Here is a 23,756-nt window from a genome sequence, read left to right as displayed (position 1 = left end):
GCCCTTCGTCTTTGTGATCAGTTGTCGTCGTCATTGGACGCGGCTGGAGCGTCCTCGGGTTCGGCGACGGCCACCCGCGCCGGGCGCAGCACCCTGTCGCCGATGCGGTATCCGAGCTGCAGCACCTCGACGGCGGTCGGCTCGCTCACCTCGGTCGAGTAGCTGTGCATCAGCGCCTCGTGGATCGTCGGGTCGAACGGGTCGCCCTTCTGCCCGAAGGAGCTGAGGCCCAGCTTGGTGAGCGCCGACTCCAGCGACTCCGCCACCTTCGCGAAGCCGCCGGTCAGCTCGCCGTGGTCGCGGGCCCGGCCGATGTCGTCGAGGACGGGAAGGAGCTCCGACAGGGCCCCCGCGACGGCCTGCTCGCGGACCGCGACCCGGTCGCGCTCGACCCTGCGGCGGTAGTTGGTGTATTCCGCCTGAAGTCGCTGCAGGTCGGCGGTCCGCTCGGCGAGCTGGGCCGCCAGCTCGCCATCCTGCGGCTCCAGCACGTCGCCCGGCACCTCCTGTGGCGCCGCGGGCGCCTGTCGAACCTGGCCCGTCTCCGGGTCGATCTTGCGGTTGTCGCGGATCACCGGCTCCTCGTGCCCGTTTTCACGCGCTGGCATCACTGGTCCTTCTTCGGCTGGTCGTCGTCGACGATCTCGGCCTCGACCACGTCGTCGTCGGCCTTCTGGTCACCCTGGCCGGCGGTGGCGTCCTGCGGAGCGCCCTCGGGACCGGCCTGCTGACCCTGACTCTGAGCGTAGATCGCCGAACCCATCTTCTGACTGACGGTGGCGAGCTTCTCGGCCGAGGTGCGGATGACGTCGGTGTCGGTGCCCTCCAGAGCCTTCTTCAGCTCAGCCAGGGCGTCGTTGACCTCGGTCTTGATCTCGCCGGGGACCTTGTCGTCGTTTTCGCGGAGGAACTTCTCCGTCTGGTAGGCCAGACCGTCCGCGTTGTTGCGGACCTCGGCCTCCTCGCGGCGCTTCTTGTCCTCCTCGGCGTACGACTCGGCCTCGCGCATCATCCGCTCGATGTCGTCCTTCGGCAGCGCGGAGCCGCCGGTGATCGTCATCGTCTGCTCCTTGCCCGTGCCCAGGTCCTTGGCGGAGACGTTGACGATGCCGTTGGCGTCGATGTCGAAGGTGACCTCGATCTGCGGGATGCCGCGCGGCGCCGGCGCGATGCCGGTCAGCTCGAACGTGGCCAGCTTCTTGTTGTAGGACGCGATCTCGCGCTCGCCCTGGTAGACCTGGATCTGCACCGACGGCTGGTTGTCCTCGGCCGTGGTGAAGACCTCGGAGCGCTTGGTCGGGATCGTCGTGTTGCGCTCGATGATCTTGGTGAAGATGCCGCCCTTGGTCTCGATGCCCAGCGACAGCGGGGTCACGTCGAGCAGCAGGACGTCCTTGACCTCACCCTTGAGCACACCGGCCTGGAGCGCGGCGCCGATGGCCACGACCTCGTCGGGGTTGACGCCCTTGTTGGGCTCCTTGCCGCCGGTCAGCTCCTTGACGAGCTCGGAGACGGCGGGCATGCGGGTCGAGCCGCCGACGAGCACCACGTGGGCGATGTCGGAGACCTTGATGCCGGCGTCCTTGATGACCTGGTGGAACGGGCCCTTGGTGCGCTCGAGCAGGTCGGCGGTGAGCCGCTGGAACTCGGAGCGGGTCAGCTTCTCGTCGAGGTGCAGCGGGCCCTCGGACGAGGCCGTGATGTAGGGCAGGTTGATGTTGGTCTCGGACTGGCTGGACAGCTCGATCTTGGCCTTCTCGGCCGCCTCGCGCAGGCGCTGGAGCGCCATCTTGTCCTTGGCCAGGTCGACGCCGTGGGCGTTCTGGAAGCGCTTGACGAGCTCGTCGACGACGCGCTGGTCCCAGTCGTCGCCGCCCAGGTGGTTGTCACCGGAGGTGGCCTTGACCTCGACGAAGCCGTGGCCGTCCTCCTGGCCGACGTCGAGCAGGGACACGTCGAAGGTGCCGCCGCCGAGGTCGAAGACCAGGATCGTCTGGTCCTGCTCCTTGTCGAGCCCGTAGGCGAGCGCCGCCGCGGTCGGCTCGTTGATGATGCGCAGCACGTTGAGCCCCGCGACCGTGCCGGCCTCCTTGGTGGCCTGGCGCTGGGCGTCGTTGAAGTAGGCGGGGACGGTGACCACCGCGTCGGTGATCTTCTCACCGAGGTAGGCCTCCGCGTCCTGCTTCAGCTTCTGCAGCACGAACGCGCTGATCTGCTGCGGGGAGAACTTCTTGCCGTCGATCTCCTGGGACCAGTTGGTGCCCATCTCCCGCTTGACGGAGCGGATCGTCCGGTCCACGTTGGTGACGGCCTGCCGCTTGGCGACCTCACCGACCAGGACCTCGCCGTTCTTCGCGAAGGCGACCACGGACGGCGTGGTCCGCGAGCCCTGCGCGTTGGCGATGACAGTGGGCTCACCGCCCTCGAGGATCGAGACGACGGAGTTGGTCGTCCCAAGGTCGATACCTACCGCACGTGCCATGAGTACGTCCTTGTAGTCAAAGTTGAGTCTGTTGGACTCAACCTATGGATACGTGTCGTCTTTGTCAAACGACTTGAGCCTACCCGACTCAACCCTCGTGAGCGTGAAAGCATTCCCGAATTCCGGGCAAGAACGGGCGTGACAGTGCACAACTCACGTAACGGACCCGCGCGATTAGGGGTTCCACCCGATCTCTTCGACGCCCACTTCGCGGAGATCCACCGCTACATCGCGCGCAGGCTCTCCGCGGACGTCGCCGACGACCTCGCCGCCGAGGTCTTCCTGGTGGCCATGGGCGGGGGTTACGACGCCGCGATGGGCGCGGTCAGACCATGGTTGTACGGGATCGCGACCAACCTGGTGGCACGGCACCGGCGTACCGAGATCAGGCGGTGGAAGGCCATCAGCCGGACGGCGGAGCGCGACACCGCCGGCCACGAGGACGAGGTGCTCGACCGGGTCGCCGCCGCCCGCTTCGCCCGGCCGCTGGCGGGGGCGCTGGCCGGGCTGAAGCGGCGCGACCGCGACGTGGTGCTGCTGGTCGCGCTGGCCGGGCTGAGCCACGCCGAGGTGGCGGCCGCCCTGGACATCCCGTACGGGACCGTTGCCTCCCGGCTGAACCGGGCCCGCAGGCAACTGCGCGCGGCACTGGGTGACCTGGATTCGCTGAAGGAGGACGTCGATGGATGAACTCGACCTGCTGAACCGCGCCCTCCCCGGCGCGCGCCAGCCGTCCCCGGAGGTCGTGGCCCGCGCCCGGGCCCGCGTGCGGGCCCGTGAGAGGGCCCATGAGAGGGCCCGTGAGAGGGTGCCGAGACGGCGGGTGCGGGCGTGGTGGGCCGCGCCGGTCACCGTGGCGGTCGTGGGGCTCGTCTTCGCCCTCGTGACCACCCTCGCCCCGCCCTCCGCCCCTGTGCTCACCCGGCCGAACCAGGCGCTCTACGACCTGGCGGACCGGATCGAGCGGCTGACGGAGAAGAAGGGCGCCTACTGGCGCGGCGAGGAGCTGTGGGGCTCGTACGTGCGCACGGACGGCTACACGTTCCTGATGACCATGCGCGTGGATCGCTGGCTGCCGCGTGAGCCCGGCGGGAAGAAGCTCAACGTGTCCCAGCCGGTCTACACCATGGAACCGGCCACGGCGGCGGACGCGCGGGCCTGGCGGGCGGCGGGGTCACCGGCCAAGATCACGGTCGCGTGCGGCGACGGCGGGCCCTGCGGCCAGGTGAGCACCAAGAAGGGGCACAACTGCGCCTATGACCGGACCGGCGCCAACGGTCTGCTGAGCGGCCACGGGTTCGCCCGCCTGACCGTGGCCGACCTGGCGGCCCTGCCCACCGGGCGGGACGCGCTCATGGCCTGGCTGCGCGACTTCCACAAGGCGTGGGCCGGCCGCGGCTCCAAGCCGGCGTTCGATGAGTTCCTGCCCGTGGCCTCCAACCTGCTGGCGGCGCCGATCGGCCCGGCCCAGCGGGCCGCGCTCATCCGCCTGCTGGCCGCCTCGCCCCACGTCAAGGTCGTGGGAGAGGTGACGGGACCCCTGGGAGGAAAGGGGCTGGCGCTGGACTTCGGGGAGCTCGACCACGTCTTCGACAGCCGGCTGACCCCGGCGAAGTTCCCCTACCAGCGGCGGATCGTCGACCTGTCCACGGGCCGGTGGCTCGCCGACGTCACCTACCAGGGCCGCGCGATCGGCGGCGTGGCCAAGGGGGCGCCGCTGATGTTCGCCGCCCGCCACGTCAGCACCGGCTGGGCCGAGGGGCCGCCCGGCCCGCCGAAGGGGTGCAAGGCGTTGAAGCTGGTGGGCTGAGCGACGTGGGCGGACCCCGGCGCGGTGGGCGCGCACCGGGGTCCGCGTAGGAGATGGCTCACGTGACCCGGGCGCTCGCGCCCTCCATCGGAGCGGGATCTCACCGGCGGAGGGTTCGGCGGCGGGGGTGTTCTGATCGATGTATCGCAACAAATCGATCATTTGTCACTACGGTTGTCCGTAAGTGGACAAATGAGGAAGTGGGGATATCAGGACTTGACGCCGCCAACGGGCACCGCCCTGTCACGCCGTCACTTCGCGCCGTCACTTCGCGCCGCCCCTGTCACGCCGTCACTTCGCGCCGCCCCTGTCACGCCGTCACTTCGCGCCGTCCACGAGCTTCCGCTTGCCGAGGGCCTTCTTCAGGGTGACCGTCGTGGTCTTCTCGATCGCGATCATGATGCAGGACACGTTCTTCGCCTTGCTGCCGGTGCCCTCGTACAGGGTGACGGTGACCCGCTTGGACGTCTCCTTCACCTTGACCCGGTCGAGCACCGTGCACGGCTCCACCCCAGACCACCAGGTGAGCTGGACCTTGCGGCCCTTCGAGACCGGCTTGGCCTTGGTCCAGCGGACCTTGTGGACGTTGATGGCGTCACCCGTCGGCTTGACCGTCTCGGGCGGCTTCGTGGGAGAGGTGGTGACCGGCTCCGACACGACGGGAGGCTTCTCCGGGGTCGAGGACGAGGCCCGCTCGACCGGCGGGGTCGTGCCGCAGCCCGCGGCGAGCACCAGACATCCGGTCAGGAGAGTCGCTGTCATTGTCCGCATACCCCTACGACGGACCGCGCCCGCCGCCGGTTCAACTCCCCGGCCGGATCCTGGTCAGGGCACGAGTTGCGAGGTGGGGGCGCACGATCGGCAGGCCGACTGATTAGTGTGGATCGTGTGCTCCGTCAGGCCATGCTCGCCCTCTCCAAGAGCCCCCGAGCCGAGCGGCTCGTCACCACCTCGCCGTTGACCGCGGACGTGATCAGGCGCTACGTCGCGAGCGACATCGGCGCCGTCGTCGACCGGCTGACCCGCCAGGGGCTGCTCGTCAGCGTCGACCACCTCGGCGAGGAGGTGACGGACGAGGCCCAGGCCGAGGCCACCGTGGCCACCTACGTGTCGCTGCTCGACCTGCTGCCCGCCGGCGCCGACGTGTCGGTCAAGCTCACCGCGCTCGGGCTGCGGCTGTCCCAGCGGCTCGCGACCGCCAACGCCACCGCCATCTGCGCGGCTGCCGAGGCGAAGGGCGTCACCGTCACGCTCGACGCCGAGGAGCACGACACGATCGCCGGGCTGCACGCCGTGCACGCGATGCTGCGCAGAGAGCATCCCGAGGTGGGCGTGGTGGTGCAGGCCTACCTGCCCGACTCGCTCGACCGCTGCGAGAAGGCCGGGTCCGCCCGCGTACGGCTGTGCAAGGGGGCCTACACCGCCCCCGGCGGCTACCGCAGGGCCGCCGACATCGACCGCTCGTTCGTACGATGCCTGAAGGTCCTCATGGCCGGCCCCGGCTACCCCATGGTCGCCACGCACGACCCCAGGCTGCTGCGCATCGCCTCCACGCTGGCCGTCCTCGACGGCCGCGACACGACGGGCTACGAATACCAGATGTTGTACGGCGTGCGCCCCGAGGAGCAGACCCGCCTGGCCGGGCTCGGCTCCCGGGTGCGCGTCTACGTCCCCTACGGCGCCGACTGGTACGCCTACCTCATGCGCCGCCTGGCGGAGCGCCCCCGCAACCTGGCCTTCTTCCTGCGTTCCCTGGTCTCCCGGCGGTAGCGGATAGGCTGCCAGACCAGCGTTCCATTCATCGAGGGGCCGAAATGATCGCGATTCTGGGCACGGGCAAGATGGGCGAGGCCCTGCTGTCCGGGTTGCTGCGCGCCGGGCTCAAGCCGGGCGACATCATGGCGACCACCCGCAGGGCCGAGCGCGCGCAGGCGCTGCGTGACGCGTACGGCGTGCGCATCGTCTCCAACGCGGAGGCGGCCAAGTCCGCCGACACCCTCGTCCTCGCGGTCAAACCGCAGGACATGGCGACGCTGCTGGCCGAGATCGCCCCTTATGTGCCCGCTGGGCGGCTGGTGATCAGCGCCGCGGCCGGCATCACCACCTCCTTCGTCGAGCAGCGGCTCGGCGTCCAGGTGCCGGTGGTGCGGGTGATGTCCAACACGCCGATCAGGTTCGACGAGGCGATGAGCGTGATCTCGGCGGGGGCGCACGCCACCGAGGAGCACCTCAAGCTGACCGAGGGGCTGCTTGAGCCGGTCGGCAAGGTGCTGCGCATCCCCGAGTCGCAGCAGGACGCCGCGACGGCGCTGTCCGGCAGCGGCCCCGCCTACTTCTTCTACCTGGTCGAGGCCATGGTCGACGCGGGCATCCTGCTCGGCATGCCGCGCGCCGCCGCGCTCGACATGGTCACCCAGTCCATCGTGGGGGCCGCGGTGATGCTGCGTGACTCCGGCGAGCATCCGGTGATCCTGCGCGAGGCCGTCACGTCGCCCGGCGGCACGACGATCGCGGCCATCGCCGAGCTCGAACGCCACAGCGTGCGCGCCGCCTTCCTGGCCGCCATCGAGGCCGCCCGCGACCGCGGCCGCGAGCTCGCGTCCGGCTGACCCCCCCGGCCTCCACCCCGGCCTCCGGCCGGCATCCGCGTCCGGCCGGAGGCCGGCCTGCGGCTGAGCACCCGGCAGCGGCGGCCGAGCGGGCGCTTGTGAGGGCGGCGGGCCCGGCTCCTACGATGGGGCGGTGACGGTCCGACGCGGGCTGGCCCCGCTGCTCGTCCTGTTAGCTCTGACCGGCTGCACGTCCGAGGAACCCCCGGCCGTCCAGCTCGCCGAGGTCCGGCGCGCCCCGGTCACCGAGGTCGTCGAGGCGCCCGCCACCATCGGCGCGCGCGCCTCCGCGACACTGCGCTCTCCCGCCCAGGGCACGATCGCCAAGCTGTACGTCAGTGAGGGCGACCGCGTCCGCAAGGGCCAGGTCCTGGCCAGGATCCGCTCGCCCCAGGCGGAGGACCAGCTCAGCCAGGCCCGCCGCGCGTCCAGGATGCCGGCCCCGGCGAGCTTCGGCGCGAACGTCCGCCTCCCGTCCCTCGACACCGGCGCGTTCGACCGCAAGGTGGCCGCCCACTTCGCCAAGGCCAGGAAAGAGGCGAAGAAGGTCGAGGACCGGCAGGCCCGCAGGCAACTCCTCACCGCGATCGAGCTGGCCCAGACCCAGCACCGGGCCCAGACGAAGGCGCTGGCCTCGATCACCGCCCAGCTCAACCGCTCGATCACCGGCGTGACCAGCGACCTGTCCAGCTCCATGGCCTCGCTCCAGGCCGCCTCGCGCACCCAGGCGAAGGCCGCGGTGAAGGCGGCCGAGAGCACGGTGAAGTCGCTGACGATCAAGGCGCCGTTCTCCGGCGTCGTCAGCCTGGGCCGGGCGTCGGGCGGCGGCGCGGCGGGCGGGGTCGAGAGCCTGCTCGGACGGCTGCCCGGCGGCGGGCAGCAGCTCCCGTCCGTGCCCTCGGGCGGATCCGCCTCCGGCGCTCCCGTCGCGATCGGCGTCCCGGTCTCGCCCGGAGACTCCATCGTCACCGTGACCGACGTGTCCAGGCTCACCCTGGACGCCGACGTGGACGAGACGGACGTCCTGCTGGTACGCGAGGGCGTCGAGGCCGCCGTCGAGCTGGACGCGGTGCCCGGCGCCACGTACACCGCCGTGGTCACCGGCATCGGCGTCAACCCCATGGAGGGCACCACGGGCGGCGTCAGCTACCCCGTACGCCTCAGGCTCGGCCCCGGCGCCTTCGACGACGGCGCCAAGGCGCCCGCCCCCAAGCCGGGCATGAGCGCCGTCACCAGGCTGACCGTGCGCGAGTCGCCGTCGGCCGTCTCGGTGCCGGCCTCGGCCATCGTCTCCAGCGGGCGCGAGAGCGTGGTCTGGGCGGTGGCGGACGGCGTGGCGCGGCGGCGCGTGGTCAAGCTCGGCGCCCAGGGCGACGCCGTGGTGGAGGTGCTGAACGGGGTGTCCGTGGGCGACCGGGTCGTGGTCAAGGGCGCGGACTCCGTACGGGAGGGGCAGCGGCTGCCATGAGCGCTCCCGCCATCGAGGCGGTGGACCTCACCCGCCGCTACCAGCTCGACGGCGTGGCCGTCGAGGCGCTGAGAGGTGTCTCGCTCCGGATCGACCAGGGCGAGTTCGCCGCCGTCGTGGGCCCGTCGGGGTCGGGCAAGTCCACGCTCATGCACCTGCTGGGCTGTCTCGACCGGCCCTCCTCCGGCGTGCTGCGGATCAACGGGGTGGACATCTCCCAGCTGTCCGACGGCGCGCTGGCCGAGCTGCGCAACCGGACGATCGGCTTCGTCTTCCAGTCCTTCCACCTGCTGGCCAGGACCACGGCGCTGGACAACGTGGCGCTGCCGCTGGTCTACCGGGGGCTGGGACGGGCCGAGCGGCGGGCCAGGGCCCGCGCGGCACTGGAGTCGGTGGGGCTGGGGCACCGGATGGACCACCGGCCCTCGCAGATGTCCGGCGGGGAGCAGCAGCGGGTGGCCATCGCCAGGGCGCTGGTCGGCGAGCCGAAGGTGCTGCTGGCCGACGAGCCCACCGGCAACCTCGACACCGCGAACGGGGCCGAGGTGATGGCCATACTCGACCGGCTCAACGCGGGCGGCGGCGTCGCCGTGGTGCTCGTCACGCACGAGGCCGAGGTCGCGGCCCACGCCAGGCGCCAGATCCACGTAAGGGACGGCGTGATCGAGCGGATCGACGTACGGGACGGGCCGATCGAGCGGACCGGCGTGCGGGACGGATCGACCGGGCGAGCCGACGGACAGGACGGGCGATGAACGCGACCGAGGCGCTGGTCATGGCGATGGAGGCGCTGCGGGTCAACCGGCTGCGCAGCGTGCTGACCATGCTCGGCGTCATCATCGGCGTGCTGGCCGTGGTGATCCTGGTGGCGATCGGCACGGGCGCCAAGGACGAGATCGAGCAGCAGATCTCCGGCCTCGGCACGAACATCATCCTCGTCGTCCCCGGCCGGATCAGCCTGGGAGCGGCGCCGACGCAGAGCAAGCTCGGCCTGGCCGACGTGGCCTACGTGCGGCGGGTGGTGGGCGACCCGGCGAAGGTGACGGTCTCGCTGCAGTCGGGCGAGACCGTGCGCGTGGGCAGGACCGAGGTGTTCGTCACGGTGATCGGCACCGATCAGAACCTGGTCAACATCTTCGAGCGGCCGGTCGGCAAGGGCCGCCCGCTGAGCGAGACGGACGTGGACACCCGCCGCCGGGTCGCCGTGCTCGGCTCGGAGGTGGCCGACCGGCTGTTCGGCGACCTGGACCCGATCGGGCGGCAGGTGACGGTGGCGGGGGCCAGGTTCAGGGTGGTCGGCGTGTACGCGACCGTGGGGCAGACGTTCGGGCTGTCGCGCGACCAGGAGATCCACATCCCGGTGACGACGGCGCAGCGGCTGCTCGGGATCGAGCGGATCAACGGGCTCGCGGTCGGCGCCTCGGGCCCGGACGAGATCGACCCGCTGTCGGACCGGGTGACGGCGGCGCTGCGCGACCGGTATCCGGGCGAGCAGTTCTCCGCCGTCACGCAGACCGCGCTGCTCGGCACGATCGGCAGCGTGCTGGGCATGCTCACCGGCGTGCTCGCGGCCATCGCCGGCATCTCGCTGCTGGTCGGAGGCGTCGGGGTGTCGAACATCATGCTGGTCAGCGTGCGCGAGCGCACCCGCGAGATCGGGCTGCGCAAGGCGCTGGGGGCCAGGCAGCGCGACATCCTGGCCCAGTTCCTCATCGAGGCGGTGCTGCTGACCACGATCGGCGGGCTCATCGGGATCCTGCTCGGGGTGGGCGGCGCGCTGGCCATCGAGGCGTTCACCGAGGTACCGGCCTCGATCACCTGGTGGTCGATCGCGCTGGCCTTCGGGGTGTCGGCGGCGGTCGGGATGTTCTTCGGCGTGGCGCCGGCGCGCAGGGCGGGCCGGTTGGATCCGGTGATCGCCCTGCGCGCCGAGTGAGACGGAGGAGCGCCTTCCAGACGCCGCGGCAGCCTGAGGCGGGAGAGCGGCTCAGGCGTCGCGGCGCCACAGCAGTCCGAGGCAGGGGACGGCTCAGGCGTCGCGGCGCTGCAGCAGCACGGCGCCCGCGGCGACGGTGACGGCGATCCACACCAGGTAGACGCCGAACCCGCTCCACGGCCCCAGCGCGCCCTCGCCCCGGACGGGCATCACGATCAGCATGCCGGCGTTGGTGGTGAAGTAGTCGGCCACGGTCCTGCCCCACTGCCCCGGCAACTGGTACATCAGCTGCGGCAGCACCAGCATCAGCGCGATGGCCGACACGATGGCCCCGGGCGTGTGCCGGATCAGGACGCCGAGCCCCAGCCCGAACAGGCCGCAGGCGGTCAGGTAGAGCGCTGACCCGAGCGCCGCCCCCGCGACCGCGCCAGGATCGACCGACGGCGGCTGAGCGATGAGCACGCCCACCAGGATCGCGACGGCCGACGCGGCCGCCGAGACGACCAGCCCCAACGCGGTGAAGACGACGATCTTGCCGGTGAGCAGCCGCAGCCGCCTGGGCACGGCCATGAGCGAGGTGCGGATGCCTCCCGTGCGATATTCGCTGGAGATCACCAGCACGCCCAGCGTGGCCATGGCCAGTGAGGCGAACATGTTGCCCACCAGGCTCAGCTGGATCGCGTCCTGGCCGGTGATCGGCCCGTCGGTGCTGCCCTTCTGCGCGGCGACGATGAGCGCGCCGAGGCCGATCAGCAGGATCGCGGTGGCGACCAGCGTCCAGACCGTCGAGCGTACAGAGCGGATCTTGGTCCATTCGGACCTGAGGATGTCGGTCATGAGGAGAACTCCAGGCTGTCCTTGGTCAGCTCCATGTACGCCGCTTCGAGCGAGGGACGCACGAACGTCAGCTCCTCCAGCGGAATGCCGGCCCGCGCGGTGAGCGTGCCGATCTCCAGCGTGCTCATCGCGGTGACCCGCAGGTGGTCGGGATGCAGCTCGCCCACTTTCACCAGGTCGGCGACCTCGGCCAGCCGGGGCGAGCGGACCCGTACGTAGCCCTGGGAGCTGCGCCCGATGAACTCGGCCACGCTCGTGTCGGCGATGAGCCGCCCCTTGCCGATCACGATCAGGTGGTCGGCGGTCTGCGCCATCTCGCTCATGAGGTGACTGGAGACGAACACCGTCCGCCCCTCGGCCGCGAGCTTGCGCATGAACGTGCGGATCCACAGGATGCCGTCGGGGTCGAGCCCGTTGACGGGCTCGTCGAACAGCAGGATCTCCGGGTCGCCGAGCAGCGCCGCGGCGATGCCCAGCCGCTGCGACATGCCCAGCGAGAACCCGCCGACCCGCCGCCCGGCGACCTCGCCCAGGCCCACGGCCTCCAGCACCTCGCCCACGCGGGAGGAGGGGATGCCGTTGCTCTGTGCGATGGCGAGCAGGTGGTTGCGGGCGCTGCGCCCGCCGTGCACGGCTTTGGCGTCCAGCAGCGCGCCGACCTTGCGCAGGGGATGCCTCAGCTCCGCGTACGGCCGCCCGCCTACGAGCACCGAACCGCCCGAGGGCCGGTCGAGGCCGAGGATCATGCGCATCGTGGTCGATTTCCCTGCGCCGTTGGGTCCGAGGAAGCCGGTCACCTGACCCGGCTCGACGTCGAACGACAGATCCGCCACGGCGACGGTGCCGCCGTAGCGCTTGCTCAGGTTCGTTGCCCGGATAGCGGTCATGGTCACAGCGTGCCGTCGTACGGCGCCGGTTTCTTCCTGCCCCGGGACCGTTCGCGGAGCCGCGATCTAGGACCCTGGTCCTACTCTCCTGGGTGGATCAAGCCCGCCTCGTACGCGACGATCACGGCCTGGGCCCGGTCCCGCACGCCGATCTTGGCGAACAGGCTCGTCACGTGGTTCTTCACGGTCGAGGGGGAGACGGACAGGCCGGCCGCGATCTCCGCGTTCGACCTGCCCCGGGCGATCAGCACGAGGATCTCCCGCTCGCGCTCCGTGAGCCCGGTCAGCGCGGCGGGCGCCTGGCGCGGGGGCGAGGTGCGGACGAAGGTGCCGATGAGCCGGGTCAGCAGGCGCGGTGCGACGGCCGACTCGCCCCGGTGCACCACGCGTACGCCCTCGATCAGCTCCTCGGGGGAGACGTCCTTGGGCAGGAAGCCGTCCGCGCCCGCGCGCAGCGCCGCGACCACGTTCTCGTCCAGGTCGAACGTGCTCAGCGCGAGCACCCGCACGCCGGGCAGTTCCGCGGTGATCAGCTCGGTCGCGCGCACGCCGTCCATGCCCGGCATGTGCAGGTCCATCAGCACCACGTCGGGCCGCAGCCGCCGGCTCAGGTGCACCGCCCGCTCGCCGTCGCCCGCCTCGCCGACCACGCTCAGGTCGGGCTGGGCGTCGAGCATGAGCCTGAAGCCCTTGCGCACCAGCTCGTGATCGTCGACCAGGAGCACTTCGATGGGGTCCGCGGCGGGATTCGCGGCGGTCATGTCGTCTCCAGCGGGATGCGGGCGTGCACGCGGAATCCGCCCTCCTGGCGCGGGCCGGTGGACAGCTGGCCCCCGCACAGGGCCACCCGCTCGGCCATGCCGCCGAGCCCGAACCCCGGCGTGCCCTGGCCCTTCGTCAGGCCGTCGTCGAGCACCTCGACCTCCACGGCGGCGGGCTGGTAGGCGAGCAGGACGCTGGCTCTGGCGCTGACGGCGTGCTTGCGCGTGTTCGTCAGCGCCTCCTGCACGATCCGGTAGACCGCGTGGTCCACGGTGGCGGGCAGCGCGACCGGCTCGCCCGTCACGGTCAGGCTGGCCGGTAACCCCGCCGACCTCGCCTCCTTGATCAGCGCGGGCAGCCGTTCCGCGCCGACCCCGGTCGCCGCGTCGGGGCCCTCGTGGCCGTCGGCCCTCAGCACGTCGAGCAGGCGGCGCATCTCCGACATGGCCTGCCTGGCGGTCTGCTCGGCGCTCTCCAGGGCGTTCCTGGTGACCTCCTGCTCCGGCGGCAGCGTCGCCCGCGCGCCGCCGACCAGGGCGTTGATCACCGTGATGTGGTGCGCCACCACGTCGTGCAGCTCCCTGGCGATGCGCCGCCGCTCGGCCCTGACCGCGGCGTCGGCGGCCTCGCGCATGCCCCGGTCCTTGAGCTCGGCCCGCAGCCGGACGAGCTGGCCGAGGCCCACGGTGGCGCCGACGGTGAACAGGGACACCAGCCAGAGCCCCTGCCCGTCCACGCCGAACGTCATGACGGTGGCGCCGGCGAGGCACGCCGCCGCCGAGGCGATCGCGGTGGTCCGGCCGCTGGTGTAGCGGCCCAGGCTGTACAGGGCGACGAGCGTGGGGATGTTGGTGTTGTCCACGGCCCCGCTCAGGATGAACACCGCGTCCACGGCGATGACCAGTGCGACGGTCGGCATCGGGCGGCGGCGGCGCATGAGCAGCAGCGCCGTTCCGAGCAGGTAGTGCAGGGTGGCGGCCTGGAACCACCACTGGCCCTGGGCGATCATCAGCAGAGGTCCGATGAGTGCGGGCAGGGCCAGCACGATCACCAGCGTCCGGTCGAAGACGACCGGACGTCTGAAGAATCTGGGGATCCGCCCGATCTTCCGAAAGATCCGCGCGATGCGCACGATAAACACCATAAGTCACGACTTCTGGGTGGAGCTCGGACGTTTCCCACCGTCGGCGGCGGCGCCGGACCCGTGCCACAGCAGGAGGTCCGTGGCTGCGGTAACGTCGGCGCGAAGGCGAGGGCAGCGTGTGGAGGGGTGGGCATGAGCCGGTCGGCGCGGGTGATCTGGGACGACGCTCTCATCTCCTACGACTTCGGCCCGAGCCATCCGCTCGCCCCCGTGCGCGTCGAGCTGACCATGGCCCTGGCCCGCGAGCTCGGTGTGCTCGACAAGGTCGACCTGGCCGGCTGTGAGCCCGCGAGTGACGACGAGCTGGCCCTGGTCCACGAGCGCCCCTACATCGAGGCCGTCAAGCGCGTGTCCGCCTCGGGCCGGGCCGATTTGAGCGTCGGCCTGGGCACGACCGACAACCCCGCGTTCAAGGGCGTCCACGAGGCCTCCGCGCTGATCGCCGGCGCCACGCTGGCCGCCGCCCGCGCCGTCTGGGAGGGCTCGGCCGAGCACGCGCTCAACATCGCGGGCGGGCTGCACCACGCGATGGCCGCCTCGGCCAGCGGGTTCTGCGTCTACAACGATCCGGCGCTGGCCATCGCCTGGCTGCTGGAGCGGGGCGTGGGCCGGATCGCGTACGTGGACGTCGACGTCCACCACGGCGACGGCGTGCAGGCGGCGTTCTACGACGACCCCAGAGTCCTGACGATCAGCCTTCATGAGAGCCCGCGCACGCTGTTCCCCGGCACGGGCTTCCCCCAGGAGACCGGCGCCGAGGGCACGGCCGTCAACGTCGCGCTGCCGGCGGGCTGTGGCGACTCCGGCTGGCTGCGTGCCTTCGACGCGGTCGTGCCGCCGCTGCTGCGCGAGTTCGGGCCGGAGATCCTGGTGACCCAGCACGGCTGCGACAGCCACGCGCTCGACCCCCTGGCCAACCTGATGCTCAGCGTGGACGGCCAGCGGGCCGCGTATTCCGCCCTGCACCGCCTGGCCCACGAGACGGCCGGCGGCCGGTGGCTGGCGACCGGCGGAGGCGGCTACGAGCTGGTCCAGGTGGTGCCGAGGATCTGGACCCATCTCATCGCCGAGGCGGCAGGTCATCCGATCGATCCGGCCACGCCGACGAGCGAGGAATGGCGCCGGTTCGTCCGCGAGCGGACGGGGGAGACGCCACCGCTCACCATGACGGATGGGCGCAAACCGGAATTTCATCACTTCTCTGATGGTTATGATCCTGCGGACCCCATTGACCGTGCGGTCATGGCGACCCGGCACGCGGTGTTCCCCCTGCACGGCCTCGATCCGATGCCCTGACGAGGAAGATGCAGTGCTCAGTCGCGACGAACTCCGTGAACAGCTTGTCCAGACCCGCATCGCGGGTGACGTCGCGACCTCCCGCGAGAACAACCTCGACCACTACAGCAGTCTGGCCAACGGCGACGCCTACTACGCGCTGGGCCTGACGTTCGAGCAGCCGTGGTCCTACCGCGACATCCTGGCGCTGATGGCGAAGTCCGCCGGCGTGGTCGCCGACCCGAGCCACCGCTGGGGCCAGGACACCATCGACCCCGAGCTGACGATCGACGCGATCGACGCGATGGCCGAGCGCATCGCCGCGGTGCTGGCCCGGCCGGGCGCGCGGATCCTGTTCGCCACCGGCCACCCCACCGGCCTGCTGGCCGTGCACCTGCCGCTGGCGGCCCTCTGCGTGGCGAAGGGCGCGCGGCTGCTGACGCCCGGCGAGGGATGGACGTACGCGGGATCGGGTTTCGGTCGGCCGCGGCGGATCCGCTACCTCCAGGACGTCGCCATGCTCGACGACAAGGGCGCGCTGGTGCACACCCACGACGCCGACCCGATGCGGCACATGCTCGATGAGCTCGGCGGCGACCTTCCCGACCTCGTGATCGCCGACCACGGCTGGGCGGGAGCGGCCGGAGAGGCGGGTGTGCCGACTGTGGCCTTCGCCGACTGCAACGACCCCGGGCTCTTCGTCGGTGAGGCGGAGGGCAAGATTGACGTGGTCGTACCACTCGACGACAACGTGCTACCCCGCTACTACGCTCCGTTGACCGAGCGGTTGGTCACAAGAGTCTCACAAGCCCTTCCCGTCTAATTCGGTCATCCCCATACCGTCTTTTCGCGCCTGCATTCCAAGAGGCTCGCTGTCCCTTTGCCAACTTTTGACAGGGCTCCGGCGACTCTTATGTGTGGCAACTTGGACAGTTCCAACGTCCGAGTGAGGTGCTCGGCCGGGCTGCTGGCCAGCGTTTTTGCTGGTTCGGCTGACAGGCGGCTCCGGCGACTGAGAAAATAGGGGGTTTGCGCACTCGGAGTCCCGACTTACGCTGACGGCAGTACACGTGCGTGAGCAATGGCACCAGTGGGGATAACCCGGAAACACGTGCGGAAGAGGCGTCCGATGGCTGCAGGCGAAAGACCTCTCAGCGAGGTGAAGTTCCTGACCGTCGCAGAAGTGGCGACGGTCATGAGGGTGTCCAAGATGACGGTGTACCGGCTCGTCCACTCCGGCGAGCTGCCGGCCATCAGAGTCGGCCGCTCGTTCAGGGTGCCTGAGCAGGCGGTACACGACTATCTGCGGGAGGCCTACATCGAGGCAGGTTGATGTAGCGACACGCCCGGTCGTGTCGTGAATGCTGTCGCGGGAGAGGCCCGGTTGCCGCTGATGCGACCGGGCTCTCGCCCCCCGATGGGCGATCTACCGTGGATCGCCGGTAGTCTGTGAGCCGGTGTGCGCTCGCACATCGATTCAGACTTGCTATCAGTACCTGGGGGTCCCGTGGGCTCTGTGATCAAAAAGCGCCGCAAGCGGATGGCTAAGAAGAAGCACCGCAAGCTGCTCAAGAAGACGCGCATCCAGCGGCGCAACAAGAAGTAACCGACGCAGCTGCGAGGCGCTGATGACCCACACCGTGCTTGTCACCGGGGTCTCGCGCCACATAGGCGCCCGGGTGGCGAGTGCCCTGGCGGCAGACCCGGACATCAGCCGTGTCATCGGAGTGGACACCGTACCGCCCCCCTCGCTGACGCGGGACGGTGACAGCTCCCTCGGCCGGACGGAGTTCGTCCGGGTGGATCTGCGCAGCCCCGACATCGCTCAGGTGATCGCGGCCGCGGACATCGACACCGTTGTGCACATGAGCCTCGTCAGCGCTCCCTCGCGGAGTGGTGGCAGGGCCGCGATGAAAGAGCACAACGTCATCGGCACCATGCAGTTGCTCGGTGCGTGCCAGCGGTCGGCGACCGTGCGACGTGTGGTGGTGCGTTCCACCACCGCCGTCTACGGCTCGTCGCCCCGCGATCCGGCGGTGTTCACCGAGGATCTGGAGCCCCACGACGGCCCCGTCCACGGTTACGCCAAGGACGCGGCCGAGGTCGAGGGCTACGTGCGGGGTTTCGCGCGGCGCCGTCCCGACGTGACGGTGTCGTTGCTGCGCTTCGCCAACTTCATGGGCCCAGGCGTCGACTCGCCGCTGACGCGTTACTTCACCCAGCCGGTGCTGCCGAGCGTGTTCGGCTTCGACCCGCGGCTGCAGTTCGTCCACGAGGATGACGCGGTCGAGGTGTTGCGCCGGATGGCCACCGAGCATCACCCCGGCACGTTCAACGTGGCCGGGGCCGGCGTGCTGCTGCTGTCGCAGTGCGCGCGCAGGGCGGGGCGGCCGACACTGCCGCTGCCCTCGTCCGCCTTCAAGGTGCTCGGCGGAGCCGTGCGCCGGATCGGGCTGGTCGAATACTCGCCCGAGCAGGTCAGGCTGCTGTGCCACGGCCGCGCGGTCGACACCGCCAGGCTGGAGGCCGAGCTGGGCTGGAAGCCCAAGTACACCACCGGCGCGGCCTTCGACGACTTCCTGCGCTCCCACGAGCTGCGGCCGCTGGGAGGTGCCCGGCCTTGAGCGTTCCCCAGGAGGAGGGCCGGGTGATCCCCATCAGCGCGGCGCCCTCGTTCGAGGAGCCCGACCCCATGGCCAGGCTGCTGGCCTTCCTGCGCCGGCGCGTGACCGGCGACTACGAGGTCGACGAGTTCGGCTACGACCCCGAGCTGACCGACAAGGTCGTCCTGGAGCTCATCAGGCCGCTCTACAACCACTGGTTCAGGGTCGAGCCCGTCGAGCTGAAGAACATCCCCGACGACAGCGGCGCCCTGATCGTGGCCAACCACTCGGGGACGCTGCCGATGGACGCGCTGATGCTTCAGGTCGCCCTGCACGACGAGGCCGGCCGGGCGCTGCGGCTGCTCGGCGCCGACCTGGTCTACCAGCTTCCCTTCCTCAGCCACCTGGCCCGCAAGACCGGCCACACGCTGGCCTGCCCCGAGGACGCCGACCGGCTGCTGCGCAAGGGCGAGCTGGTCGGGGTGTTCCCCGAGGGCTTCAAGGGCGTCGGCAAGCCCTTCTCCGAGCGCTACAAGCTCCAGCGCTTCGGCCGCGGCGGCTTCGTGGCCTCCGCCATCAGGGCCGGGGTGCCCATCGTGCCCACCGCGATCGTGGGGGCCGAGGAGATCTATCCCAAGATCGGCGATCTGAAGACGGTGGCCAGGCTGCTGGGCCTGCCCTACCTGCCGATCACCCCGTTCTTCCCGCTGCTCGGGCCGCTCGGCCTGGTGCCGCTGCCGTCGAAGTGGATGATCGAGTTCGGCGAGCCGATCAGGACCGACGAGTACGACCCGTCGGCCGCCGACGACCCCATGCTGGTCTTCAACCTCACCGACCACGTACGCGAGGTCATCCAGCAGCTGCTCAACGAGCTGCGGCTGCGCAGGGGCCACGCCTTCCCGCCCTTCCTCTGACAGGCCGGCCGAAGACCGGGTGCAACCGGACGGCCCCTGGCGGTGTTCTGCGGATCGATCGACTGAACACCGAAAGGGACAACCCTCATGGATCTGCAGCTTTCCGGCCGCGTCGCCGTCGTCACCGGCGCGTCCAAGGGCATCGGCCTGGCCGTCGCCCGCACCCTGGCTGAGGAGGGTGCCCACGTGGTCGCCGCCTCCCGTACCGTCCCCGACGCGAAGGTGAGCCACGTCGCGGTGGACCTGATGGACCCGCAGGCGCCCGCTCAGGTCGTCGCGCACGCGGTCGAGGAGTTCGGCGGGGTGGACATCCTGGTCAACAACGCCGGCGGCCCGCCGCCAGGCGTGACGCTGCCGCGCGCCGGGTTCCTGACGCCCGACGACGCCGATTGGCGGGAGATGTTCGAGTTCAACCTGTTCGCGGTCGTCCGGATGATCCGCGCCGCGCTCCCGGTGATGCTGGAGCGGGGCGGCGGCTCGATCGTCAACCTGTCCTCCACCATGGCCAGGCAGCCGAGCGCCATGAACGTCGACTACGGCGCCGCCAAGGCGGCCGTGCTGGCGATCGGCAAGTCCCTGTCCGAGGAGTTCGGGCCGCGCGGGATCCGGGTCAACACCGTCTCGCCGGGTCCCGTGCTGACGGACTGGTGGACCAAGGACGGCGGCGCCGCCGAGGTGTTCGCCGGCTTCGTCGGCTCCGACAGGGACAGCGTGATCAAGGAGGTGGCCCCTGCGATGATGAACCTGACCACCGGCCGGCTCGTGCACCCGCAGGAGATCGCCGACGCGGTCGCGCTGCTGGCCTCGCCCCGCTCCGGCGGCACGGCCGGCGCCGAGTTCGTCATCGACGGGGGCCAGCTCAAGGAGATCTGAACCCGCTGGGCGGGTTGTGGAGAGACATCCGTGACCGATCCCCCACAGAAGGGCGGAGATGATCACGCAACCCGCCGTCAGGGGAGTGGACTCCGAGCTGGTGAGCGCCTCGTGGACCGACCCCGAGGCGTTCGCCGAGCTCTTCGACCGCTACTCCGCCATGCTCTACAGGTACGTCTCCAAACGCCTCGGCCCCGGGCCGGCCGAGGACCTCGTCGGTGAGACGTTCCTGATCGCCTTCTCCAGGAGGAGGAGCTACGACCTGGCCTACCCGGACGCCAGGCCGTGGCTGTTCGGCATCCTGACCAAGCTGATCGCCCGGCACCATCGCTCCGAGGCGACGCGTTACCGGGCCCTCCTGCGCGCCCCCGTCGAGTCCGAGGTGGAGTCGCCCGCGGACCGGGTGGCGGCCGGGGTGAGCGCCCAGGCCGTCCGCGGTGAGCTGGCCGGCGCCCTGGCCGCGCTGCCCGCCAAGGATCGCGACGTGCTGCTGCTGATCGCCTGGGGCGATCTTACGTACGAGGAGGTCGCGCGGGCGCTCGGCATCCCCGTCGGGACCGTACGTTCCCGCCTCAACCGGGGCAGGCGGAAAGTACGCGCCGCGCTCGGCGACACCAACCCCATGGAGGAGGAGTGACGATGGACGACCTGAAGCTGCTCCGCGACCTCGGGGCCGAGCTGGAGCACGGGCCGCCGCCCACGCTCGTCCGCCAGCGCACGCGCTACCTGCAGGACCGGCCCCGCCGCCGCTGGAACGCGTGGTGGACGGCCGGCCTCGTCGCGGTCGCGACGGTCTGCGCGGTCGCGGTGCCCACGGTGCTCGTCTCGCCGCGCCACCTGGCGAACCTGGCGGGACCGCCGGCCGGGGGCGAGGCGGTGGACGTGAGCGGCGCCATGAATGTGCTGCTGATCGGCTCGGACACCCGCAAGGGCGAGGGCAACGCGAAGTACGGCCCGCGGAGCCAGGACGGGGGCCAGCGCGCCGACACCATCATCGTCGTCCACATGCCGGCCGACAGGAGCCGGGCCACCGCGGTCAGCGTCCCGCGCGACTCGCTGGTGCGGGCCGCGCCGTGCACGTCCGGCCCGGCCAGGACGGTCATGATCAACGCGCTGTACGACGAGGGCGGCGCCGCGTGCCTCAAGAAGACGCTGGAGAAGCTGACCGGCCTGCCGTTGCACCACACGATGGCGGTGGACTTCGCCGGGTTCGAGGACATGGTGGACGCGCTCGGCGGCGTCACCGTCAAGGTGCCGAAGCCTGTGAACGAGCCGAAGGCCAAGCTGCGCCTGCCCGCGGGCGAGCAGGTGCTCGACGGCGAGAAGGCCCTCGGGTACGTACGGCTGCGTTACTACGGGGACGACGGCTCCGACCTGTCCAGGATCAAACGGCAGCGCACGGTCGTCATGGCGCTGCTGAAGAAGGCGCAGGCGGCCGTCGCGGACCCGGGCAAGCTCCAGGAATTCCTCGAGGTGATGCGCAGGACGGTGAAGACGGACCTCACCGTGGAGGAGATGTACGCGCTGGCCATCCAGCTCGCGGAGACCAAGGTCAGCCTCACGGTGGTGCCCACGGCCGAGCATCCTGAGGACCGCAACCGGCTGCAGTGGAAGCAGCCGGAGGCGGGCAGGCTGTTCGCGTCGCTGAAGTAGGAGCGCCGCTGAAGTAGGAGCGGAGCCTCCCCGGGCGGGGAGGTCCATGGGGCGCCCCCAGGGGAGGGGCGCCTCAGTCCCAGTCCCGGGGCGCGGTCTCAGGCGCGGCCGCGGTAGTGGCGGCGCAGGGCGATGCCCGCCGCCACCCCGCCCGCGAGCGCGCCCACGCCGGCCGCGATGGGTAGCGCCGTCATCGTGGCCTTGCGCCCGGTGCGGAAGTCCCTGATCGGCCAGTCGTGCTTCCTGGCGTGCTCGCGCAGCTCGCTGTCGGGGTTGATCGCCACGGCCTCGCCGACCAGGGACAACATCGGCAGGTCGTTGGCCGAGTCGCTGTAGGCGGTGCAGCGCGTCAGGTCGAGCCCCTCCCTGCGGGCCAGCGCGCGCACCGCCTCCGCCTTGGCGGGGCCGTGGAGCAGGTCGCCGACCAGCCGCCCGGTGTAGACGCCGTTGCTGGTCTCGGCGACGGTGCCGAGCGCGCCCGTCAGGCCGAGCCGCTGGGCGATGACCCTGGCCAGCTCGACAGGGGTGGCGGTGACCAGCCAGACCCGCTGGCCGGCGTCGAGGTGGCTCTGCGCGAGCAGCCGGGTGCCGCCCCAGATGCGGTCGGCCATCACCTCGTCGTAGATCTCCTCGCCGAGGCGTACGACGTCGTCCACCTTGGCCCCGGCCACGAAGGCCAGCGCGGTCTCCCTGGCCACCGCGATGTGCTCGGGGTTCTCGTTGCCGCGCAGCCGGAACACCGCCTGCCCCACGGCGAACTTGAACAGGTCGGACGTCGTGAACAGCCCGCGTGTGGCCAGCCCTCTGGCGAAGTGGTAGATCGAGGCGCCGCGCATCATCGTGTTGTCCACGTCGAAGAAGGCCGCGGCCTCCAGATCGGGCTCGACCGGCGTGATCGGCGCGACCGTGACCGCCGCCTGCGCCGCGGCCTCGCCTGCGACCTCGGGCTGCACTTCCTGTCGTCGTCGCATAAGCCGCCACATGGGCTTCAGCTTACTTACCTACTCGGGCGCGACCAGACCTTCGATGTAGTCGAGATAGTCCTCCGCGCGGGCCAGGTCGGCCTCTCCGAGCTGGTCCAACATGGGTTCGACGACCTCCTGCTGATCCCGCGCGAACTTCTTGATCTTCGGGGAGCGCGGCTCGGTCCGTTCGAGGCGTTCGATGCCCGCGCGCGTCGAGTCCTCCATGTCCTTCAGCGTCTTGTTGATCAGCGGGGCGTCGGCGGTGGTGGAGCCGAGCAGGGTGGCGACCTCCTTGGCGCGGGTCTTGGCCGAGTCGAGCTCGCGCTCGCCACGTTCCGCGCCCGAGCTGAGCCGGACGAGCGTGGTCTCGGCGGCGCGCTTGAGCGGGTAGAGCGAGTCGCCCGGCACCGACTGGTAGGTGGCGAAGGAGGAGACCATCATCGCCGCCACCAGCCCCACGGCGGCGAGCTGGGACAGCAGCGGCCTGCGCCGCGCGGGGCGGCGGCGCGGGCGCTCGGTGACGGGCTCGTCCGCCTCCTGGGCGAGCGACAGCAGCTCCGCCCGCAGGCGTTCCTTGAAGGCCGGCTCGGGAGCGCCGAACGGCAGCTCCTGGAGTTCGGTGAGGTGATCGAGCACGCGCTCCCGCCGCCTGCGCGCACTACTCATGCCGGCTCCCGGACCTTCCCGCTCGTGACAATGGCCTAACGACGCGCGGTCGGCGTAGGTTACGCCAGGTCGTGCTTGAGAGCCCTGGCCAGCGACCGTACGGCCCGGAACTGCAGCGCTTTGATCGCTCCACTCTTCTTCCCCATGATCAGCGCGGTTTCCGCGAGCGAGAGGCCGTGCAGGAAGCGCAGGACGACGCACTCCTGTTGTTCGGGATTGAGATCGCGTACGGCACGCAGCACCCGGTCGTTGATGATGGCCGTGACCACGGCGTTCTCGGGGATGTGGGAGCCGTCGAGCGGGACGTCGATCACCTCTCCCGTGGTGACCTCCAGCCGGTAGCGACCCGACTTGAAGTGGTCGGTCACCAGGTTTCTCGCGATGGTCACGAGCCAGGCGCCGAAGTCGCGGCCCTGCCAGGTGAAGTCGCCGATCCGGCGCAGCGCGCGCAGGAAGGTCTCACTGGTGAGGTCCTCCGCCAGCGGGTGGGAGCCCACCCGGAAGTAGATGTAGCGGTAGACGAGGTCGACGTAGCGGTCGTAGAGCGTGCCAAAGGATTGCGTGCATCCGTTCTTGGCGTGCATCACCAGCGTGCGGAGGTCGTCGGGCACATCTTCGTGCACGACGAGCTCGCCCGTCCGGGCAGGTCCAGCGACGGCTGGAGCGAGCAGCCCGGCGAACGGCGACGAGTCAGGCATCCGGTATCCCTAGGGGTAAGGGGTGCGGCGTGCTCGAACACTCTAGAAATCAACCGGAAATTCCACAATCCACAGCGTGATGGCATGACTAGGCGTAATCGGCAGATACCGTGTTGGACCGACCCGTTCCCTCTTCGGCTACCGGCTGGGAGGCATCGTCCGGCAGCATTGGAG

The 23,756-nt window shown here is 70.7% G+C and carries 26 protein-coding genes; 16 read left to right on the top strand and 10 right to left on the bottom strand.

The window, feature by feature from the left end; all coding sequences use genetic code 11:
* Window positions 1–17: 17 nt before the first annotated feature.
* Together grpE and dnaK are read right to left on the bottom strand one after the other, a co-directional pair.
* Entirely contained in the window at window positions 18–608 is a 591-nt protein-coding gene (grpE, locus tag AB0C27_RS21250; protein ID WP_357846400.1) for a nucleotide exchange factor GrpE, read from the bottom strand.
* Window positions 608–2,482: a molecular chaperone DnaK gene (dnaK, locus tag AB0C27_RS21245; protein ID WP_346100934.1), complete on the bottom strand. Its 1,875-nt coding sequence runs from the start codon at window positions 2,480–2,482 to the stop codon at window positions 608–610. Before dnaK ends, grpE begins: the two co-directional genes overlap by 1 nt.
* Before the next feature lie 138 nt (window positions 2,483–2,620).
* Between dnaK and AB0C27_RS21240 the strand changes: the two genes are divergently transcribed.
* Window positions 2,621–3,172 (top strand): RNA polymerase sigma factor, encoded by a 552-nt coding sequence (locus AB0C27_RS21240; protein ID WP_357846398.1) that lies wholly within the window; start codon window positions 2,621–2,623, stop codon window positions 3,170–3,172.
* Window positions 3,165–4,292, top strand: a complete 1,128-nt coding sequence (locus AB0C27_RS21235) for a hypothetical protein (protein ID WP_357846396.1) — start codon at window positions 3,165–3,167, stop codon at window positions 4,290–4,292. The genes AB0C27_RS21240 and AB0C27_RS21235 overlap by 8 nt, the downstream gene beginning before the upstream one ends.
* Before the next feature lie 318 nt (window positions 4,293–4,610).
* On the opposite strand, the gene AB0C27_RS21230 is transcribed toward AB0C27_RS21235, so the two are convergent.
* The gene (locus AB0C27_RS21230) at window positions 4,611–5,054 is read right to left on the bottom strand and encodes a hypothetical protein (RefSeq protein ID WP_357846394.1); all 444 of its coding nucleotides are present in this window, start codon (window positions 5,052–5,054) and stop codon (window positions 4,611–4,613) included.
* A 126-nt stretch (window positions 5,055–5,180) separates the two neighbouring features.
* Between AB0C27_RS21230 and AB0C27_RS21225 the strand changes: the two genes are divergently transcribed.
* From AB0C27_RS21225 to AB0C27_RS21205, 5 genes are all read left to right on the top strand, one after another.
* A complete protein-coding gene (locus AB0C27_RS21225; RefSeq protein WP_357846392.1) occupies window positions 5,181–6,062 on the top strand; it encodes a proline dehydrogenase family protein in 882 nt (293 codons plus the stop codon).
* A 44-nt stretch (window positions 6,063–6,106) separates the two neighbouring features.
* Window positions 6,107–6,901, top strand: a complete 795-nt coding sequence (gene proC / locus AB0C27_RS21220; protein ID WP_357846390.1) for a pyrroline-5-carboxylate reductase — start codon at window positions 6,107–6,109, stop codon at window positions 6,899–6,901.
* A gap of 133 nt (window positions 6,902–7,034) precedes the next feature.
* The gene (locus tag AB0C27_RS21215) at window positions 7,035–8,369 is read left to right on the top strand and encodes an efflux RND transporter periplasmic adaptor subunit (RefSeq protein WP_357846388.1); all 1,335 of its coding nucleotides are present in this window, start codon (window positions 7,035–7,037) and stop codon (window positions 8,367–8,369) included.
* Window positions 8,366–9,124 carry an ABC transporter ATP-binding protein gene (locus AB0C27_RS21210; protein ID WP_357846386.1) on the top strand — a complete coding sequence of 253 codons (759 nt, stop codon included), beginning with the start codon at window positions 8,366–8,368 and terminating at the stop codon, window positions 9,122–9,124. The genes AB0C27_RS21215 and AB0C27_RS21210 overlap by 4 nt, the downstream gene beginning before the upstream one ends.
* On the top strand, window positions 9,121–10,305 hold the full coding sequence (locus tag AB0C27_RS21205; RefSeq protein WP_357846384.1) for an ABC transporter permease: 1,185 nt from the start codon (window positions 9,121–9,123) through the stop codon (window positions 10,303–10,305). The genes AB0C27_RS21210 and AB0C27_RS21205 overlap by 4 nt, the downstream gene beginning before the upstream one ends.
* A 93-nt stretch (window positions 10,306–10,398) precedes the next feature.
* Here the strand turns inward: AB0C27_RS21205 and AB0C27_RS21200 are convergent, their stop codons facing one another.
* The 4 genes from AB0C27_RS21200 to AB0C27_RS21185 form a co-directional block, all read right to left on the bottom strand.
* Window positions 10,399–11,142, bottom strand: coding sequence for an ABC transporter permease subunit (locus AB0C27_RS21200; protein ID WP_357846382.1), 744 nt, complete (start codon window positions 11,140–11,142; stop codon window positions 10,399–10,401).
* Complete coding sequence (locus tag AB0C27_RS21195) at window positions 11,139–12,029, bottom strand: ABC transporter ATP-binding protein (RefSeq protein ID WP_357846380.1); 891 nt, start codon at window positions 12,027–12,029, stop codon at window positions 11,139–11,141. The genes AB0C27_RS21200 and AB0C27_RS21195 overlap by 4 nt, the downstream gene beginning before the upstream one ends.
* 80 nt (window positions 12,030–12,109) lie before the next feature.
* On the bottom strand, window positions 12,110–12,790 hold the full coding sequence (locus AB0C27_RS21190; RefSeq protein WP_357846378.1) for a response regulator transcription factor: 681 nt from the start codon (window positions 12,788–12,790) through the stop codon (window positions 12,110–12,112).
* Entirely contained in the window at window positions 12,787–13,923 is a 1,137-nt protein-coding gene (locus AB0C27_RS21185) for a histidine kinase (protein WP_357846376.1), read from the bottom strand. Before AB0C27_RS21185 ends, AB0C27_RS21190 begins: the two co-directional genes overlap by 4 nt.
* 144 nt (window positions 13,924–14,067) lie before the next feature.
* Here AB0C27_RS21185 and AB0C27_RS21180 point away from each other — a divergent pair, with 144 nt between their 5' ends.
* The 9 genes from AB0C27_RS21180 (at window position 14,068) to AB0C27_RS21140 (ending at window position 21,253) form a co-directional block, all read left to right on the top strand.
* Entirely contained in the window at window positions 14,068–15,231 is a 1,164-nt protein-coding gene (locus AB0C27_RS21180) for an acetoin utilization protein AcuC (protein WP_357846374.1), read from the top strand.
* Window positions 15,232–15,244: 13 nt separating this feature from the next.
* On the top strand, window positions 15,245–16,033 hold the full coding sequence (locus tag AB0C27_RS21175) for a phosphatase (protein WP_357846372.1): 789 nt from the start codon (window positions 15,245–15,247) through the stop codon (window positions 16,031–16,033).
* Between the two features lie 306 nt (window positions 16,034–16,339).
* A complete protein-coding gene (locus AB0C27_RS21170; RefSeq protein WP_043629748.1) occupies window positions 16,340–16,543 on the top strand; it encodes a helix-turn-helix domain-containing protein in 204 nt (67 codons plus the stop codon).
* A gap of 174 nt (window positions 16,544–16,717) precedes the next feature.
* A complete protein-coding gene (locus AB0C27_RS21165; protein ID WP_018654693.1) occupies window positions 16,718–16,816 on the top strand; it encodes an AURKAIP1/COX24 domain-containing protein in 99 nt (32 codons plus the stop codon).
* Window positions 16,817–16,838: 22 nt separating this feature from the next.
* Window positions 16,839–17,834: an NAD-dependent epimerase/dehydratase family protein gene (locus tag AB0C27_RS21160; protein ID WP_357846370.1), complete on the top strand. Its 996-nt coding sequence runs from the start codon at window positions 16,839–16,841 to the stop codon at window positions 17,832–17,834.
* Window positions 17,835–17,902: 68 nt separating this feature from the next.
* A complete protein-coding gene (locus AB0C27_RS21155; protein ID WP_346101066.1) occupies window positions 17,903–18,727 on the top strand; it encodes a lysophospholipid acyltransferase family protein in 825 nt (274 codons plus the stop codon).
* A gap of 87 nt (window positions 18,728–18,814) precedes the next feature.
* Window positions 18,815–19,600 carry an SDR family oxidoreductase gene (locus tag AB0C27_RS21150; RefSeq protein WP_357846368.1) on the top strand — a complete coding sequence of 262 codons (786 nt, stop codon included), beginning with the start codon at window positions 18,815–18,817 and terminating at the stop codon, window positions 19,598–19,600.
* 58 nt (window positions 19,601–19,658) lie between these two features.
* Entirely contained in the window at window positions 19,659–20,237 is a 579-nt protein-coding gene (locus AB0C27_RS21145) for an RNA polymerase sigma factor (RefSeq protein ID WP_346100949.1), read from the top strand.
* Between the two features lie 2 nt (window positions 20,238–20,239).
* A complete protein-coding gene (locus tag AB0C27_RS21140; protein ID WP_357846365.1) occupies window positions 20,240–21,253 on the top strand; it encodes an LCP family protein in 1,014 nt (337 codons plus the stop codon).
* 98 nt (window positions 21,254–21,351) lie between these two features.
* Here the strand turns inward: AB0C27_RS21140 and AB0C27_RS21135 are convergent, their stop codons facing one another.
* From AB0C27_RS21135 to AB0C27_RS21125, 3 genes are read right to left on the bottom strand one after another with little or no spacing between them, the layout of a single operon-like run.
* Window positions 21,352–22,224, bottom strand: a complete 873-nt coding sequence (locus AB0C27_RS21135) for an HAD-IB family hydrolase (RefSeq protein WP_357846363.1) — start codon at window positions 22,222–22,224, stop codon at window positions 21,352–21,354.
* A gap of 30 nt (window positions 22,225–22,254) precedes the next feature.
* On the bottom strand, window positions 22,255–22,884 hold the full coding sequence (locus AB0C27_RS21130) for a DUF5667 domain-containing protein (protein WP_357846361.1): 630 nt from the start codon (window positions 22,882–22,884) through the stop codon (window positions 22,255–22,257).
* Window positions 22,885–22,943: 59 nt separating this feature from the next.
* Window positions 22,944–23,582 (bottom strand): sigma-70 family RNA polymerase sigma factor, encoded by a 639-nt coding sequence (locus tag AB0C27_RS21125; RefSeq protein WP_346100953.1) that lies wholly within the window; start codon window positions 23,580–23,582, stop codon window positions 22,944–22,946.
* Between the last annotated feature and the right edge of the window lie 174 nt (window positions 23,583–23,756).

The sequence above is a fragment of the Nonomuraea sp. NPDC048882 genome (assembly GCF_040649755.1).
GTDB classification, from domain to species: Bacteria; Actinomycetota; Actinomycetes; order Streptosporangiales; family Streptosporangiaceae; genus Nonomuraea; species Nonomuraea maheshkhaliensis.
The sequence above is the reverse complement of the archived record's forward strand: the minus strand, read 5'-3'. Positions and strand labels throughout refer to the sequence as shown.

Excerpts from the sequence above, each read along its gene's own strand:
- grpE (WP_357846400.1), bottom strand. The coding sequence starts at position 608 with ATGCCAGCGCGTGAAAACGGGCACGAGGAGCCGGTGATCCGCGACAAC.
- dnaK (WP_346100934.1), bottom strand. The coding sequence starts at position 2,482 with ATGGCACGTGCGGTAGGTATCGACCTTGGGACGACCAACTCCGTCGTC.
- AB0C27_RS21235 (WP_357846396.1), top strand. The coding sequence starts at position 3,165 with ATGGATGAACTCGACCTGCTGAACCGCGCCCTCCCCGGCGCGCGCCAG.
- AB0C27_RS21230 (WP_357846394.1), bottom strand. The coding sequence starts at position 5,054 with ATGACAGCGACTCTCCTGACCGGATGTCTGGTGCTCGCCGCGGGCTGC.
- proC (WP_357846390.1), top strand. The coding sequence starts at position 6,107 with ATGATCGCGATTCTGGGCACGGGCAAGATGGGCGAGGCCCTGCTGTCC.
- AB0C27_RS21210 (WP_357846386.1), top strand. The coding sequence starts at position 8,366 with ATGAGCGCTCCCGCCATCGAGGCGGTGGACCTCACCCGCCGCTACCAG.
- AB0C27_RS21205 (WP_357846384.1), top strand. The coding sequence starts at position 9,121 with ATGAACGCGACCGAGGCGCTGGTCATGGCGATGGAGGCGCTGCGGGTC.
- AB0C27_RS21200 (WP_357846382.1), bottom strand. The coding sequence starts at position 11,142 with ATGACCGACATCCTCAGGTCCGAATGGACCAAGATCCGCTCTGTACGC.
- AB0C27_RS21195 (WP_357846380.1), bottom strand. The coding sequence starts at position 12,029 with ATGACCGCTATCCGGGCAACGAACCTGAGCAAGCGCTACGGCGGCACC.
- AB0C27_RS21190 (WP_357846378.1), bottom strand. The coding sequence starts at position 12,790 with ATGACCGCCGCGAATCCCGCCGCGGACCCCATCGAAGTGCTCCTGGTC.
- AB0C27_RS21180 (WP_357846374.1), top strand. The coding sequence starts at position 14,068 with ATGAGCCGGTCGGCGCGGGTGATCTGGGACGACGCTCTCATCTCCTAC.
- AB0C27_RS21170 (WP_043629748.1), top strand. The coding sequence starts at position 16,340 with ATGGCTGCAGGCGAAAGACCTCTCAGCGAGGTGAAGTTCCTGACCGTC.
- AB0C27_RS21160 (WP_357846370.1), top strand. The coding sequence starts at position 16,839 with ATGACCCACACCGTGCTTGTCACCGGGGTCTCGCGCCACATAGGCGCC.
- AB0C27_RS21155 (WP_346101066.1), top strand. The coding sequence starts at position 17,903 with ATGGCCAGGCTGCTGGCCTTCCTGCGCCGGCGCGTGACCGGCGACTAC.
- AB0C27_RS21150 (WP_357846368.1), top strand. The coding sequence starts at position 18,815 with ATGGATCTGCAGCTTTCCGGCCGCGTCGCCGTCGTCACCGGCGCGTCC.
- AB0C27_RS21145 (WP_346100949.1), top strand. The coding sequence starts at position 19,659 with ATGATCACGCAACCCGCCGTCAGGGGAGTGGACTCCGAGCTGGTGAGC.
- AB0C27_RS21140 (WP_357846365.1), top strand. The coding sequence starts at position 20,240 with ATGGACGACCTGAAGCTGCTCCGCGACCTCGGGGCCGAGCTGGAGCAC.
- AB0C27_RS21135 (WP_357846363.1), bottom strand. The coding sequence starts at position 22,224 with ATGCGACGACGACAGGAAGTGCAGCCCGAGGTCGCAGGCGAGGCCGCG.
- AB0C27_RS21130 (WP_357846361.1), bottom strand. The coding sequence starts at position 22,884 with ATGAGTAGTGCGCGCAGGCGGCGGGAGCGCGTGCTCGATCACCTCACC.
- AB0C27_RS21125 (WP_346100953.1), bottom strand. The coding sequence starts at position 23,582 with ATGCCTGACTCGTCGCCGTTCGCCGGGCTGCTCGCTCCAGCCGTCGCT.